The following is a 15,855-nucleotide window of genomic DNA, read 5'->3' as shown; positions in this document are numbered from 1 at the left end:
ATAAAACTATTATTCGTTTTATGTAAATGGAGTTCATTCTGTGAAAAAGTCTAATCTTGCCATTTTTATTGGTGGCTTACTCTCATCTTCAATCAGCTATGCCGCAGCACCCGGCGCTCCCTCCATTGATTGGGGAGAGCATACTTATGCCTTGGTCGAGTTAAACCGTGACGCCAGTAGCTACAACGATATTGTCGTTGGTATACACGATTCGGTTTCCGTTACAGTGTCTTGGCAAACATGGAGCGGCGATCCTGCTGATGCGGCCAACGTTAAACTCGATGGTAAGACGGTTTGGACAGGCAGCGGCAGTGCAAAGAGCGCGACCTTTGATGTCAGCAAAGGGGGTGTTTATGACATGACCGTAGAGCTCTGTAATACCGATGGTTGTAGCCAAAGCGGAAGCGTTAAGCTTACTGTTGCTGATACTGACGGCAGCCATCTTGCGCCGCTGGTTCCAACCTTACAAGAAAACAACAAGCCTTACACCAACAAATCTGGCAAGGTTGTTGGTACTTACTTTGTCGAATGGAGCGTCTATGACCGTGCCTTCCCTATTGATAAAGTCCCAGCCCAAAACCTCACGCATATCATCTATGGCTTTACCCCAATTTGTGGTGGCAACGGAATCAATGACAGCTTGAAACAAATCCCGGGCAGCTTTGAATCTCTGCAAAAAGCCTGTGCTGGACGCGAAGATTTCAAAGTAGCGATTCATGACCCTTGGGCCGCCCTGCAAAAAGGCCAGCAAGGCGTTAGCGATTGGGCCGATCCTTACCGAGGTAACTTCGGCCAAATGATGGCTCTGAAGCAAGCCTACCCTGATTTGAAGATCTTGCCATCGATTGGCGGCTGGACGTTATCAGACCCGTTTTATTTCATGCATGATGAAGCTAAACGCCGCACCTTTGTCAATTCAGTGAAAGAGTTCCTTCAAACATGGAAATTCTTCGATGGTGTCGACATTGATTGGGAATATCCGGGCGGTAACGGTGCCCACCCTACCCTTGGTGACAAAGAAAAAGATGGCGAGCTGTATGTCACATTGATGAAAGAGCTTCGCGCCATGCTGGATGAACTATCGGCTGAAACCGGTCGTACTTATGAGCTCACCTCAGCCATTGGGGTTGATGTCAAAAAGATCGAGGTTGTCGACTACAGCCGCGCTCAACAATACATGGATTACATCTTCCTGATGAACTACGACATGTTCGGTGCATTTGACCTCAACAATTTAGGTCATCAGGCGGGACTTTATGATGCAAGCCACAACCCAGCAATCACACACACAGCAGACCGAGGTGTCAATGATCTATTGGCACAAGGACTTGATCCTAAAAAGTTGGTGATTGGCGTACCGAAATATGGTCGTGGTTGGAAAGGCGTTCACAGCTATACTGGCGATAATCCAATGACAGGACAAGCCACAGGTGGTATCGATGGCACATGGGAAGCTGGTGTGCTCGATTACCGAGATATTGTCGACAACCACTCCGGCAGTGGCTGGGAAGATCGCTACGACGAGCAGGCAGAAGCATCTTACAAATGGAATCCAACCACCAAAGAGCTTATCTCCTACGATAACGCCAGAGCTGTAAAAGCCAAAGGGGACTACGTTCAGCAACGAGGTCTTGCTGGGTTGTTCTCATGGGAAATTGATGCTGATAATGGCGATGTCCTCAACGCCATGCATGAAGGTTTAGGCCATGGTGATGGCGGTGTTACTCCTCCCCCTGAAAACAAACCACCACATGCCAATGCCGGTGTCGACCAAACGGTTACAGGGCCTATCGATATCATTCTTGATGGTTCGAACTCCTTCGACCCAGAGCAACAAACGATCAGTTATTCTTGGATACAAACAACAGGCGATACTCTGCCAATTACAGGGGAGAAAGAAGCTAAGGCCACGATCACAGTACCGTCTACCGATACGGACATCAGCTATACCTTCACTCTTACCGTCACTGACGAAGAAGGCCTGACTGACACTGACTCTGTGACCATCAACAACAAAGCAGAGCAGGAAAACCAGCCACCGAGTGTATCGCTACCAGCACAGCTATCTGTCGAGTCGCAGGATAACTTTACCCTGAACGCGCAAGCAGATGATCCAGACGGCGATCCTCTAACTTACAACTGGACCATCCCGCAAGGCTTTGCCCTTGTCTCTGGGCAAGGCAGTGCGTCGCTGACTCTCACGGCTCCAGCTGTTTCCGAAAGCACGCAGGCGACTGTGTCAGTGTTAGTCTCGGATGGTGGATTGGATGCACAGGCGCACACCTTGGTTACGGTGACACCTAAAGATACTGGCGGTAATGAGTGTGATGCTACCGATCCAAATGCAGGCAACTACCCGGCTTGGTCTGGTGGCGCTGTCTACAACACTGGTGATCAGGTAAGCCATGACCAACTGGTTTGGGAAGCTAAGTACTGGACTCAAAACAATGAGCCAAGCGTCACGGCCGATCAGTGGAAACTTGTCAGCGATGTCGAGTTCGGTTGGAACACCGGTGTTGCTTATGACGGTGGTAATGAAGTCAACCATAACGACTACCGTTGGAAAGCCAAATGGTGGACCAAAGGAGAAGAACCAGGAGTTGCATCAGTCTGGGAGAATATTGGAGCAGCTACTTGTGACTAACAAGTAATTTAATACCTCGCAAATAAAAACAGCGACTCCATGAGTCGCTGTTTTCACATTTACTTCAAGATATCGTAAGGCTTCGACCACTGATAGCGTTGGCTCAGGTCCTTTTTAGTTTGTTGATATCTTGGTGAATCAAGCATTGCTTTTACATCATCAACAGTTAGTAATTCTTCACTACCTTGCGGGTGTTGTTCGCGAACATAGATGATATCTTTCGCACTTTGCCTTAATGAGTCGAATGATACTTTTTCACCGTTACCATTAATAAAGTGGGTATATACCTTGGCGACTGTACCTTCCTCTTGCGCCTGACAAGCATGCATCGAAGGATTCCACAGGCTTGTTCCATCTTCAGAACGATACTCAGTAACTGGACGTCCTTTTGCAATGTCTTCAATCATACAAAATGTTGGGCTTAAGCTGACAAGGTTGTGGGTGTTATTAAAGGCATGGGCTACCCAGTCACCACCGCTTGCTTGGTCGGTATCTCTTACCGAGTCTTTTTCTGTCTCATCTTGCCACACCGAACTATCCGACGGGCCAGTAAAAGCCAGGTCAATCGCGAAGCTTTGCGGGTCAGATACAAAATATGCCGTATCACCATTTTCCACATGGTAAGCCTTGACATAATCCCGGTTGAATTCGTAGTGAATACTGTCGGTTTGTAAGTTACGGCCGTGGTATGGGCCATCGACTAAACTCACGGTGTTAAAGTTTGTCTCGGTAATCGCCTTCGTACCTTCATTCACAGGACGGTCTGACTCATCTTCACTGATATAATAAGGATGATCGCTATACAGAAGGCTGTCCCCGCCCGAAATGATCCCGCTCCTAGGGCCTGAATGCTGATAGCTCGCAACATCGTAGCTGGTTTCATCGTTGCCAGAACTTAATTCAACCTCATCTTTAATGACGCGAACCGATGTTCCAATCCAGTTACCTTCAAATTTCAGCACATAGTCCTGAGTAATGACTTCACGCCCTGATTGAGGGTCAGCATCATAACTCTGAATATCAAAGTGGGCAGATGCCGGATCGAAATCCCAGCGGCGGAAGAATGAGACTTTTGACCCTTTCTGGCTTATAGCACGTGGCTCACTGTCATATTGTCCGTCACAAGCCTTACCGCGTTTTGCAATATAGGCCAACTTTGAACCATTCACATCAACACGGCATACATACTGATCTTCGAGTGCCGAAGGATTCACTTTCTTAACAATATTAAAGAATGTGTCTTCACTCACACCCGAGTTGTGTGCTTGAAAGTGGCCCAAAGCCGTATTATACGATGCTAATTGTGCCTCGGAACTGGCTGGCAGTGCCAACGCGTAATCCAGCAAAAAGTACTCTGCTTTATTTTGCTGAATTTTATTAACGGCATAGCTAATTAGCTCTTTAGATTGATAATAACCTTGTACATTGGGTGTCGCATGGGCGCTAGCCGCTGTCATGACGAGAAGAGCACTGATGATTGTTTTTTTCATTGTATCTATCCTCTACTTCTCAAAATTTGACGGTGTACGCATGCCTGTCCCTTTATTCGAGGCATATTTCACGGCTTGGAGCATCTCAATCTCATGGTCATTAACACTAAGCTGAGTTTGACGAGCATGTTGTTGGGTAGCACTGCTAGAAGAGGTATTAGAAGATGAGTCGCCACCACCACCACAGCCTGTCAGGGAAACCCCAACAGACAAGAGCAAAACTATTAATCGACATTTCATTTAACGTAGCCTTTTATCGTAATACCGCGGAATATTGAGCACTGTTTTATTGTGTGCGCGGATTATACGTTCAGCTGAGATTCAACTTCAAGTTATTAATTGAATGGGTTTGTATGGCTGGATATGATTATTTTATAAATTAAAATCTGTGTGAAAACTTAATATCTACTTTTTAAGTAGTTATGCGAGATATTAAACTGCATTTCAAATATATATATTGATAGTAGAATCATAATTTTCAAATTTGAAATTCATATAAAAGCAAATGCCCTTGCGTTAACTGAAATCGCAGGGGCACTTATCACTAGAATAAGATTAATCGCTGCTATTGTTGCAAAAATTGCACCGTCGTCACTATCTGGTCATTCAAATGAGGGTGAATAATACCGCCGTTTTCAGGGTCGAAGTTGTCATAAAAACTTGGCACCGACAAGGTTGCCTTCACCTCGGCACCAAAGAATGGCATAGATGCCTCAGCCGCGGCCAATACGTTCTTGGCACCACCCGGGCCGGGGGAAGTCGACAGCAATACAACCGGCTTGCCTTGATACACTTTAGGCTCGATACGCGAAACCCAATCAAACAAGTTTTTATACGCCGCGGTGTAGGAGCCATTATGTTCGGCAAATGAAATCAGTAACGCATCTGCGGATTGCACCTTCTTGAGAAAAGCATGTGCCTGTGACGGTTGGCCTAACTCTTTTTCCTTGTCTTGGCTAAATAGCGGCAATTCAAAATCATTAAGATCCAAGACCTCGACATTCATGCCTTCTATCTGCGAGGCAGCATAGGTGACAAGTTGTTTATTGATAGAGGTTGAGCTGTTACTTGCAGCAAAGGCGACTACTTTCATTCTGGCTTCCTTATCATCATGTATTATTTAGCTTGTTAGCTAACATTAGCAACCCATATTAGTGAAGTAAACTAGATGCGTTATTCTCCTTGCACTTTATATAACCCCATAAAAAAAGGGGAAAGCTATCGCTCTCCCCTATTTAAAAACCTATTTCACAATATCAATAGTGCATAGTATCGATTATCTCATTCACTTATAGCGATAAGATCACACCAGCGATAGAGGCACTCATCAAGTTTGCCAATACACCCGCAGTAATAGCACGGAAACCCATCTTTGATATAAAGGTACGACGCTCTGGAGCCAAGCTACCCAAGCCGCCAATCAAAATAGCCATGGTCGAAACATTAGCAAAGCCACACAGGGCAAAAGTGACAATAGCCAGCGAGTGCTCACTCAATTGCTCTTTCACTTCCATCATCTGGATGAAAGCAACAAACTCATTAACGACGACCTTGCTACCAATCAAAGAGCCTGCCACCAATGCTTCGTTCCATGGTACGCCAATCAAGAAGGCAATAGGTGCGAAAGCATAGCCAAGGATCAACTCAAAGCTCAGCGGCATACCGAACAGCTCACCAATATTACCTAGTAGGCCGTTAAGAAGCGCAATAACACTGATGAAGGCTAACAGGGTCGCACCAACGGCTACGGCAATGCGCACGCCCGACATAGCGCCATCTGCCAAAGCTTCTACCACATTGGTCGCACGAGGCAGCTCAACAGAGGTGATCTCATCCTCATCATTACCCTGCTCGCTTGGTGGTACCATCATTTTGGCCATCAACAAGCCAGCGGGCGCCGACATAAAGGCAGCTGCAATCAAGAAGTTTAATTCAACGCCTAATGACGCGTAACCAACCAAAGTACCACCTGCCACGGATGCCAGGCCACAGGTCATCACCGCAAAGAACTGCGAGTCACTCATTTTTGTCAGGTAAGGTTTTACCACCAGCGGTGCTTCAACCATACCAACGAAGATATTCGCTGTTGCCGAAAGCGATTCAGCGCGGCCTGTCCCGAGTAAACGCTGAAGTCCACCGCCAATAATATTAATCACTTTCGGCATCAAACCGATATGGTATAGCGCAGAAATAAGTGCCGAGAAGAAAATAATAATACCCAGCACGTTGATAGCAAATACAAAGCCAACACTACCAGTTGCCAAGCCACCAAACAAAAAGCTGATCCCTTGCTGGCCATAATCAATAACGCTAGATACCCCAGCCGTCACCGTGTTTAAAACTTCCTTACCAGCTGGAACATACAGCACCAGCAGAGCAAAGATGATCTGAAGGCCAAACGCAAGAGAAACTGTTCTAACCGGAATATTGCGTCGATCTGTAGATAAGAGATACGCAATAACCAGAATGGCGAAAATACCCAGTAAGGAGGACATGAAATTAGCACCTTTGCTCTAAATGTTAAGCCGCGCATTCTAGAGAGCAAAGGTTTGCGTACAAGAGGCGTTTGCTATCCGTTTGTTACAGCTTAATAATCCCAACAAAACCGCACAAACTAACACATTGAATTATATAAGTTTAAATTCAGCACCCAGCTTATTATTGCCAAATGGAAAAAGTATTTATGCCTTCGCGAACAATAATTTGCTGCTACCTGTTGGAAATATCAGCAAATTTTAGATCTTGACCCAAGGCTTCAATGCTTCATCCCAATACGGAGCTTCGCCAATGTACTGTTTGAAAAAAGCAATCACAGCACTAATCTTGCGTGGCAAGTGCTTTCGGCTTGGATACACGGCATAAAAAGGCATGGCCTGATTTGCACTCCAGTCCGGTAGCAACTGGATTAATTTCCCGTCCCTAAACTCATCCGTTAATAAGTAACTTGCTAGGTACGCTACCCCCCACCCGGCAACAGCGGCATCCCGCACAGCTTCCGCCAAGTCGACCCGGTAATTTCCTGATACCTTAACACTCAATGACTCCCCCTCTTTGCTGAAGTCCCAGCAGCTATAATCGCGCTGGCGGCTTTGGTAGGTCACACAGTTATGGTTGACCAGATCGGACGGGTGGCTCGGCGCGGCATGATCAATCAGGTACTTGGGTGAAGCGGTGACAAGAAAGCGGGTTTCAGCCAAACGCTGTGCAACATAGCCCTCAGGGATATGCTCATAGTTGGTTATCCATAAATCCAACCCATCAGCCAGCATATCAGCCCTGTGATCAAACAAACTCAGTTCAACCTGCAAGTCTGGATATAGCTGACGCAGTTTCTCGATTGCAGGGATAATATGCATGGTGCCGAACGATTGTGACAAACCTAACCGAATCACCCCCGATATATCATCACGCTCAAGCACCATACTGTCGTTGGCTTCATTAACCGCAGACACAACTTGTTTCGCATACTGGGCAAAATGATGGCCGGCTTCTGTCAGGGTTAAACTTCGCGTTGTCCGTTGGATCAGCTTGACGTTCAATTCACCTTCCAGCGCACCAAGCTGCTTGCTGACATGAGAGGTCGATACCCCGAGAGTACGTGCCGCTACGGTAAAGCTACCAGCCTGTACCAAGGTATGGAAAATCACCATCTGACTGGCTCTGTCATGGATCACTGCAATGTCCTCAATATAATCATCTACAGACCATCCATGGTGGATATTCCAAACGAGTGGAATAAAAAGCCCGCCAGTTTACTCTTGCAGAACCAAATGTCACGTAACAAAGAAATGTTATCAAGGCATATACTTTACAACACACTATAGTTACTTGATCATAGGTTCACATATCGTCCCGCGTGAGTCATACCGCTCTATCGTTGGGTAATCTTCAGATGCCGTATAATTTAGAAACAAACCGTTATGCATTCACCTTCAGGCTCTCAGAACCACCAGCTAACCAGAATCGAAAAGGTGTTGGAATATATCCATACCCATCTCGATGAGTCTTTGACGGTAGAGCATCTTGCAGACAAAAGTTGCTGGTCTCGTTGGCAGCTACAAAGGGTCTTCCTAAGCGAGACAAATCAGACAGTTGCGCAATATGTACGTGAGCTCAAACTCAGTTTGGCGGCAGAGCAGTTGCTGATCAGCAATAGACGTATTGTTGATATCACCTTCGAGTTTGGTTTTAACTCTGAAGTCAGCTTTACCCGCGCTTTCAAACAAGTCTTCGGTTGCTCCCCTTCCGCTTACCGCAAACGCGGGCAGCGTATTGGTTTAAAAACCCCTTTAAAAGTCACGTTACCCATACACCAAGCACATGAAATTCAAAAACGCCTACTGCAAATCCGTGTCGAACGAAGAGAATGCTTTCATTTATATGGCGTTCAGGGGGCAATTCGAGGCTTGTTTGCAAACCAACCAGACTTTGCTGATGCCGTGCCCAAGATTTGGCAAGCATTAAACCAACTGCCGCATGGCAGTTCCTTAACGGATATCCCTTTGATAGGCGTTATCGACACGCACCGTATTGATGATGGATTGCCAACCCCCTATTGGGCTGGCTACGAAGTAACCAGAGAAGAGTCAATACACCAACCAGAGAGCCATATTCTCACCATTCCAGCACAAGAGTATGCCGTCATCCCTTACCAAGGCGCCATTGCTAACTTAGATAAAACGCTTGAATGGTTCCTGTCTGCTTGGCTACCAAATTCCAACTATCAGGGTATCGAAGGATTTGAGCTTGAAATTTACCAGCCAAGTTTCGATATCAACAGTAACGATGCCACGATGGAATACTGGATCCCTATCAAACCAGCTAATGACTGATTAATTCTTTCCAAACAAAACGCATTTAGCGAACTGCAAGTGCGTTTTTTCCTTATTTCCCCCCATGATGCCCCAAATTGTTAATTTTGCCTCTGCACTCTCCATTAGAATGCGACTGAGAATAATTCCTATTTAGTAACAAGTTTTTAACGATTTCGAGGTATCCATGCAGCAGCTACATTCACGCTCTGTCATTGCACTTTCTATCGCGGCTGCGCTTGCAGTACCTGCGACTGCAGTGGCTAACAACGAATCAGCACAATCCGACGACGTAACTACCATGGATACCATTACGGTACTGGGTCAGGCTTACCGTAATACCGCGACCAAAACCGCTCTAGCGCCAGAAGAAACACCGCAATCAATCTCCACGATTGATAATGAAACCCTTGAGATGCGCGGTGTAAACTCTGTAACTGAAGCAATGCGCTATGTACCCGGTGTTAACACTGAACTACGCGGTGGTACTGTAAAGCTGTACGATACATTCAATATCCGTGGCTTTGATGTACAGAATAGCTATTACGATGGTTTGGCACTGCAAAACCTGACAGGCTGGAACCTTCAACCGCAAATTGATCCGATTGCCATTGAACAGATTGAAGTATTTAAAGGGCCGACCTCAGTACTATACGGCGCGATGTCACCGGGTGGTATGGTCAACATCATTGCCAAAACGCCTCAGAAAGAGCGCAATACAGACGTTTCTGTTGCTACCGGCTCTCATAACCTCAAAGAAGCCACTCTAGATACTACTGGCCAGATCGGTGATAGTAATTTTGCCTACCGCCTCGTCGCTAAAGCCAGTGAGCGTGACAGCCAGATCAATGGTGTAAATGAAACACGCTACCTGATAGCACCATCTTTGGACTGGTATGCATCAGAAGATACCATGGTTAATTTCAACCTCTACTACCAACGTGACCCTGAAGCAGGCATGAATGCTGCGGTTCCAGGTATCGGCACCCTGTACAATAACCCGACAGGTGTAAACTTCGATCCAAACACTTTTCTTGGGGATCATAACTGGAACGAGCTCGAGCGTGAGTTCCTATTAGCCGGTTACAAAATCAACCACAACATCAATGATAGCTGGACATTCCTACAAAATGCCCGCTACATGGATGCTAGCCTATACCAGAAGAACGTCGCACATACTGCATACAATGCAAACAATCCTGAAATCTTGGACCGATACGCCTATACCACTGATGAATCATCGAAAGGCTTCATTATCGATAACCAGCTAACCGGTGCTGTCGACATCGCTGGTGTAGAGCACAACCTGCTATTTGGGGTTGATTACCAGAAGCTCAAAGGTGATTCACGCTTCTTGTACTATGCCAATGTACCGGGCATCAACGTCAACAACCCAGATAACAACCAGATTAACTCTGGAGAAATGGTTGCTGACTCAGATGAAACAACGGATATTGAATCAGAACAACTTGGCCTGTATTTCCAAGATCAGGTACGACTTGACCGCCTTGTGCTAATTGGTGGTGGCCGTTTCGATCAGTTCAAATCTGAAGTAGCTAGCCCAAGTAGCCAAGAGAAAATTGACCAAACAAACTTCTCTTACCGCCTAGGCGCCCTGTACGAGTTTGATAATGGTCTTTCACCGTTTATGAGCTACGCAACAAGCTTTGAGCCAGTTGCTGGCGTTGATCGTAACGGTAAAGCTTTCGAGCCCTCTGAGGGTAAACAGTGGGAAGCCGGTGTGAAGTACATGTCTGCCGACATGAGCAAAACAGCAACACTGGCGGCGTTCCACATTGTAAAAGAAAATGCCCTAACTGCAGATCCAACGAACCAGCCAGGTGAAACATGGCAAGTTCAAACCGGTGAAACCACTTCGAAAGGTATAGAATTCGAAGGCCAGTGGTTTGCCACTGAAAGCTTAGATGTCGCCGTAAACTACACCTATTTAGACATGGAAATCACCAAGGACAACAGCGGCCTTGAGGGCAAAACACCCATCCGTACGCCGAAGCACTCTGCATCAGCTTGGGCAAACTATAACGTATACAACGGCATGCTTTCTGGTATGACATTCGGTACCGGCGTTCGCTACATCGGTGAAACACATGTAGATGCAGCGAACACGGATAAAGTGCCAGACTACACACTAGTTGATCTAGCCGTTAAATACGATCTTAGCGAAGTGTCTCCAAGCATGTCAGGAATGAGTGCAAGTGTGACGGCGACAAATCTATTCGATAAAGAATATTACACTTGCTACGACAAGATGAACTGCTGGATCGGTGCCGAGCAAACTGTTGAAGCTAAGATCAACTTCAACTTCTAAGGTATAACAACATTGGCAGCAGGTTTACCTGCTGCCTTTTCAGCTTTTAGGTCGAGTATGGCTATCGCAAAATACAAACAGCTGTTCCAATACGCCGAACAAATTTCCCCATATTTGAAGGGGCGAATCGGTATTGCCGATCACCAGCATATATCAGCAGCTCATGGTAACCCTGAGCTGCTGAATGCGTTATACCAACATTGGAAATCAGCCCACCCCGAAGCAGGGAACCCCTACTGGCTAACCCGAAGTTGGACTATGCTGGCTTGGCAACCGCTCTACATCGCGTTTATTGGTGTTTATGCCTTACGCAGCATCCCGCCTATCCATAACATTGCGCAAGATTACAGAGATGGCGTGGTCGCCGGCTTCCATCTTTCTGGAGAAAACTGGTATAGCGGTACCGAAGAAGAGCTGATTGAATATGCCTGTGCCCAACTGGCAATATTGCTTGATGAATTACACAATCAATTTAACCAACATAATCGCTTACGGCCAGGTTTAACTAAACCGCTTATTGCCGACGCTATATTAGAGGCGTTAGTACAGCGGCAGGCACTTCTCGCCAACCAAACCAGCAGCAGCCAGTGCTCTGAGCAACACAGCGATATCATTCACCACGCTAAGCTATGGCTAAGCCTCTTAGACCTGCCAATGCGCCATATTGACGGCTTGCAGCGAGATACAGCAACAGGGCTGTGGAAATTAAAACGCCTAAGTTGCTGTATGCACTATCGCCGTGACGACGGTGAGCTTTGTGATAACTGTCCTCGTCAGCATGATTAAAAGATAACTCTATGTTTGAACTCAATAATATTCGCGTTCACCGAGCAGGGCGCGACATTCTGTCAATTGATAAGCTATCAATTGATACAAATGCCTTTACCGTTGTCCTCGGCCACAATGGCTCAGGTAAATCAACCATGGTCAATATCCTTGCTGGCCAGATGTCGCCTGATAACGGTACGATCTCATTAAACGGCGAGCACCTCACATCGCTCTCCGCAAAGTCATTGGCACAGAAAATCGCCTTCCTACCACAAAAGCTCCCTGATGTTGCTGGCCTTACCGTCAAAGAACTTGTCCGTTTGGGCCGCTTCCCGTGGCGTGGGACTTTTGGCCGCTGGAACAAGCAAGATGCGCAGATTATCCAGCAAGCTATGGAAAAAACCGATATTGCCAAGTACGCCGGTAATCTTGCCGACCAACTATCAGGTGGTGAACGCCAGCGAGCATGGGTATCCATGCTATTAGCACAAGAGTCTCCTGTGCTTATTCTTGACGAGCCAACCTCGGCACTGGATGTCGGCCACCAGTACCAGCTGATGGAGCTACTAAGCGAACTCAACAAAGTAACCGGAAAAGGCATCATTGTGATCCTGCACGATCTCAATCTTGCGCTGCGATATGCCACCAATATTATTGCCTTAAACAAAGGCAAAATTGCTTTTACCGGCCCACAAGAGGTGCTTCTAAACGAACCAGCATTGAGTGAGCTTTATGGCGCTGATATCCAACTCATCGATCACCCTAACCAACCTAATAAAGTGGCTGTTGTATGCTAACTAATCCGTCTAAATCCATCCTATCGAGTGGCTTTCGCCGTTTCTTCACAATTGCTCTTTTGGCAGCTTCAGCATTAAACACATCAGGAGCCCTCGCTTCGGATAGTGAAAAGGTTGAAGCAACGGATAACCGTGGTGTACATGAATTCAAACAGCACCCACAACGTGTTGTGGCATTAAACTGGGATATCGCAGAACAGTTGGTAGAGCTAGGGATCGCTCCAATCGCAATGCCAGACATTGCCGGATATAACGAATGGGTAGTAAAACCAGCCCTTCCCGACACTATTGAAGATATTGGTACCCGTGTAGAGCCAAACTACGAGAAAATTGCCAGCCTTAACCCTGATGTCATCATCATTGCCTCGCCACAGCTCGACTTACTACCACAGCTTGAGCGTATAGCACCGGTGATGTACTACCAGACTTACAGCAGCGAACACAGTAATGCCCAATCCGCCATCGACAATTTCCGCCTTATTGCCCAGCTAGTGGGTAAGCAAGAGGTGGCTGAAGCCCGTCTGGTACATATGGAAAAACGCTTTTTTGAGCTAAAGCAGCAACTAGAATCCGCTTATAAGGGCGAACTACCCAAAGTTGCCACGCTGCGCTTTGCTAGCACGACGTCAGTGTATTTATACGGCGAAAATGCCATCTCTCGCTATGCACTGGACAAGCTTGGTATCGAAGCAGCAATGCCGCAACCCAGCAACCAATGGGGGGTAACCCAAAAGCGCATTACCGACTTGCAGCAAGTCGGTAACGGCACTGTCTTATATTTCCAACCCTTTGCCCAAGAAGAGCAACTAAAAAAATCTGTTATGTGGCAGGCTATGCCATTTGTACGCCAACAACGAGTGAACAGTGTTGAGGCAACATGGAGCTATGGCGGCGCAATGTCAATTCTGTATATGGCAGAAGCCCTAACTGCTAGCCTACTAGAGATTGCACCGAAACAATGATTAGATACGCTTCGACACTTTTCCTGCTGTTGCTGGCTGGGATCGGTACACTACAAATTGGTGCTGAACTCGCACTGCCTGACCAGCTGGGCTTAACTTACGGCCAACTCAACGGTAGCCGGATCGCCGAGAGTTTTGCTGAGTTTATGTTCAGCTATTCCCAGTTACCACGCTTGGTTATTGCAGTGATGATTGGTGCCATGCTTGGCCTTGTGGGAAGCTTAATGCAGCAGCTCACACAGAACCCAATGATGTCACCACTTACACTGGGGACATCTTCGGGGGCGTGGTTGGCATTGGTTATCGTCAATGTGTGGTTTCCTGACCTTATTGCCGATTACAGCTCGATCGCCGCTATGCTTGGCGCCATGCTGACTATGGGTTTGGTCATCCTTATCGCAGGAATAAAGAACCTTAGCGGTTTGCCGATTGTGCTATCAGGCATGGCAGTCAATATCCTATTGGGGGCTGTTGCCACAGCTATCATTCTGCTCAATGACCAGTACGCCAAAAACCTCTTTATTTGGGGGGCTGGTGATCTTACCCAAAACGGGTGGGACCAAGTCCTATGGCTACTGCCGCGGTTATCAGTTAGCCTCGTTATCCTATTCTCCGCCCCAAGAATTCTTGCCGTTATGCGCTTGGGGCAGCAAGGTGCTACCGCCCGGGGATTGAATGTTATCCCTGCCTTTCTAGTACTTATTGCTTGTGGACTGTGGCTCGTTGCATCATCCATTACAGCCGTTGGTGTCATTAGCTTCATCGGGTTACTCGCCCCTAACCTTTCCCGGTCATTCGGTGCCCGAACGCCAAAAGATGAGCTGATTTACAGCATGCTGCTTGGGGCGTTGATGTTACTGTTAACCGATGGCCTCGCCATGGGGCTAAGCCAACTATCCAACGACATGATTCCAAGTGGGACTGCAGCGGCGGCCATTGGTGCGCCGGCGCTAATATGGTTTACCCGTCGCAAGATGAAGGCACAAGATCAACTGTCGATAAAACTTCCACCAAGCCGTGACATTCTACCAACTTGGGCCTATCCCGCCCTTATTGCAACAGTGTTCGGCCTATCTGCCATAACCTTACTGTTTTCGATTACCGGGCATGGCTGGCAACTCTCACTCCCAACGGCACTGGGTTGGGAGATCCGCTGGCCACGGATTGTCACGGCTCTGTCTGCTGGTGCAGGTTTAGCCGTGGCGGGCACGATTTTGCAGCGCTTGATCTACAACCCACTCGCCAGTCCGGATATTCTGGGAATTTCAGCAGGTGCTACATTCACCCTAGTTGCAAGCAGCATCTTTTTTGGCACCACAATTTTCGAAAGTGGTCCTATTGTTGCGTTTACAGGCTCGATGGCCGTTTTGGGCTTGATCCTGTTTTTGGGGCGTCGCCATCAGTTCGCCCCTTCGATGCTAATCCTTACCGGTATCGCGCTGACGGCTTTAATCGAAGCGCTGGTTCAATTCGCCCTTTCACGGGGTACAGATGACGTCTACACCATTCTTGGCTGGCTAGCTGGGTCAACGTACCGAGTAACACCTGCCGGAGCTCTCACTCTTCTTGTAGGGGTCACCTTGTTGGTAGGCTTTGCGATAGCGACATCTCGCTGGCTAACGCTCATTTCTGCAGGGCGCCAATTTGCTTCAGCACGAGGTCTGAATGTCTCTTGGGCATTTACTTTGTTGTTATGCTGCGTTGCCCTACTCTGTGCCTTGGTCACCACAACAATGGGGCCTGTCGCTTTTATCGGTCTACTGGCTCCGCATATGGCCGTCATGATGGGAGCCAAAGCAGCTAAAGAGCAGTTGATGATAGCAGCATTAGTCGGTTCAAGCCTGATGTTACTGGCTGATTGGCTAGGCCAAGTCATTGTCTATCCAAGCCAGATCGCTGCTGGTACTCTGGTATCGGTTATTGGTGGTACTTACTTCATTTTGCTGCTTATTCGCGGGCGCTTCACATAAGTATCTTCTCCATTAAACGCAAAAAATACCGCTAACAATTGGCAGCAGAGTTCATCTAGTCCAGCGCTGTACCTTCACTAGGCC

At 47.2% G+C, this 15,855-nt stretch carries 12 protein-coding genes; 7 read left to right on the top strand and 5 right to left on the bottom strand.

The annotated features are described in order from the left end of the window. Positions 1-40: 40 nt before the first annotated feature. Positions 41-2,644: a glycosyl hydrolase family 18 protein gene (locus tag L4D79_RS01120; protein WP_428646216.1), complete on the top strand. Its 2,604-nt coding sequence runs from the start codon at positions 41-43 to the stop codon at positions 2,642-2,644. Between the two features lie 59 nt (positions 2,645-2,703). Here the strand turns inward: L4D79_RS01120 and L4D79_RS01115 are convergent, their stop codons facing one another. The 5 genes from L4D79_RS01115 to L4D79_RS01095 form a co-directional block, all read right to left on the bottom strand. Continuing rightward, positions 2,704-4,134, bottom strand: a complete 1,431-nt coding sequence (locus tag L4D79_RS01115) for a porin (protein WP_428646213.1) — start codon at positions 4,132-4,134, stop codon at positions 2,704-2,706. A gap of 12 nt (positions 4,135-4,146) precedes the next feature. Further along, positions 4,147-4,374 carry a hypothetical protein gene (locus L4D79_RS01110; RefSeq protein WP_428646211.1) on the bottom strand — a complete coding sequence of 76 codons (228 nt, stop codon included), beginning with the start codon at positions 4,372-4,374 and terminating at the stop codon, positions 4,147-4,149. 325 nt (positions 4,375-4,699) lie between these two features. Next, positions 4,700-5,227 (bottom strand): NADPH-dependent FMN reductase, encoded by a 528-nt coding sequence (locus L4D79_RS01105; protein ID WP_428646208.1) that lies wholly within the window; start codon positions 5,225-5,227, stop codon positions 4,700-4,702. Between the two features lie 196 nt (positions 5,228-5,423). After that, entirely contained in the window at positions 5,424-6,629 is a 1,206-nt protein-coding gene (locus L4D79_RS01100; RefSeq protein WP_428646205.1) for a NupC/NupG family nucleoside CNT transporter, read from the bottom strand. A gap of 240 nt (positions 6,630-6,869) precedes the next feature. Next, positions 6,870-7,808 (bottom strand): LysR family transcriptional regulator, encoded by a 939-nt coding sequence (locus L4D79_RS01095; protein WP_428646203.1) that lies wholly within the window; start codon positions 7,806-7,808, stop codon positions 6,870-6,872. Positions 7,809-8,054: 246 nt separating this feature from the next. Here L4D79_RS01095 and L4D79_RS01090 point away from each other — a divergent pair, with 246 nt between their 5' ends. From L4D79_RS01090 to fhuB, 6 genes are all read left to right on the top strand, one after another. Then, positions 8,055-8,966 carry a helix-turn-helix domain-containing protein gene (locus tag L4D79_RS01090; RefSeq protein WP_428646200.1) on the top strand — a complete coding sequence of 304 codons (912 nt, stop codon included), beginning with the start codon at positions 8,055-8,057 and terminating at the stop codon, positions 8,964-8,966. A 166-nt stretch (positions 8,967-9,132) separates the two neighbouring features. Continuing rightward, positions 9,133-11,274: a TonB-dependent siderophore receptor gene (locus L4D79_RS01085; protein WP_428646197.1), complete on the top strand. Its 2,142-nt coding sequence runs from the start codon at positions 9,133-9,135 to the stop codon at positions 11,272-11,274. Positions 11,275-11,331: 57 nt separating this feature from the next. Continuing rightward, positions 11,332-12,060 (top strand): siderophore ferric iron reductase, encoded by a 729-nt coding sequence (locus L4D79_RS01080; protein WP_428646194.1) that lies wholly within the window; start codon positions 11,332-11,334, stop codon positions 12,058-12,060. Positions 12,061-12,071: 11 nt separating this feature from the next. After that, on the top strand, positions 12,072-12,839 hold the full coding sequence (locus L4D79_RS01075) for an ABC transporter ATP-binding protein (protein ID WP_428646191.1): 768 nt from the start codon (positions 12,072-12,074) through the stop codon (positions 12,837-12,839). Next, positions 12,833-13,801 (top strand): ABC transporter substrate-binding protein, encoded by a 969-nt coding sequence (locus tag L4D79_RS01070; RefSeq protein WP_428646188.1) that lies wholly within the window; start codon positions 12,833-12,835, stop codon positions 13,799-13,801. Before L4D79_RS01075 ends, L4D79_RS01070 begins: the two co-directional genes overlap by 7 nt. Then, the gene (gene fhuB / locus L4D79_RS01065) at positions 13,798-15,771 is read left to right on the top strand and encodes a Fe(3+)-hydroxamate ABC transporter permease FhuB (RefSeq protein ID WP_428646185.1); all 1,974 of its coding nucleotides are present in this window, start codon (positions 13,798-13,800) and stop codon (positions 15,769-15,771) included. Before L4D79_RS01070 ends, fhuB begins: the two co-directional genes overlap by 4 nt. Positions 15,772-15,855 lie beyond the last annotated feature (84 nt).

It is taken from the genome of Photobacterium satsumensis, assembly GCF_050336935.1.
GTDB classification, from domain to species: Bacteria; Pseudomonadota; Gammaproteobacteria; order Enterobacterales; family Vibrionaceae; genus Photobacterium; species Photobacterium satsumensis.
The sequence above is the reverse complement of the archived record's forward strand: the minus strand, read 5'-3'. Positions and strand labels throughout refer to the sequence as shown.

What these genes read in the sequence shown, in the direction of transcription:
- L4D79_RS01075 (WP_428646191.1), top strand. Translation starts at nt 12,072, where the DNA reads ATGTTTGAACTCAATAATATTCGCGTTCACCGAGCAGGGCGCGACATT.
- fhuB (WP_428646185.1), top strand. Translation starts at nt 13,798, where the DNA reads ATGATTAGATACGCTTCGACACTTTTCCTGCTGTTGCTGGCTGGGATC.
- L4D79_RS01070 (WP_428646188.1), top strand. Translation starts at nt 12,833, where the DNA reads ATGCTAACTAATCCGTCTAAATCCATCCTATCGAGTGGCTTTCGCCGT.
- L4D79_RS01105 (WP_428646208.1), bottom strand. Translation starts at nt 5,227, where the DNA reads ATGAAAGTAGTCGCCTTTGCTGCAAGTAACAGCTCAACCTCTATCAAT.
- L4D79_RS01100 (WP_428646205.1), bottom strand. Translation starts at nt 6,629, where the DNA reads ATGTCCTCCTTACTGGGTATTTTCGCCATTCTGGTTATTGCGTATCTC.
- L4D79_RS01085 (WP_428646197.1), top strand. Translation starts at nt 9,133, where the DNA reads ATGCAGCAGCTACATTCACGCTCTGTCATTGCACTTTCTATCGCGGCT.
- L4D79_RS01115 (WP_428646213.1), bottom strand. Translation starts at nt 4,134, where the DNA reads ATGAAAAAAACAATCATCAGTGCTCTTCTCGTCATGACAGCGGCTAGC.
- L4D79_RS01110 (WP_428646211.1), bottom strand. Translation starts at nt 4,374, where the DNA reads ATGAAATGTCGATTAATAGTTTTGCTCTTGTCTGTTGGGGTTTCCCTG.
- L4D79_RS01080 (WP_428646194.1), top strand. Translation starts at nt 11,332, where the DNA reads ATGGCTATCGCAAAATACAAACAGCTGTTCCAATACGCCGAACAAATT.
- L4D79_RS01090 (WP_428646200.1), top strand. Translation starts at nt 8,055, where the DNA reads ATGCATTCACCTTCAGGCTCTCAGAACCACCAGCTAACCAGAATCGAA.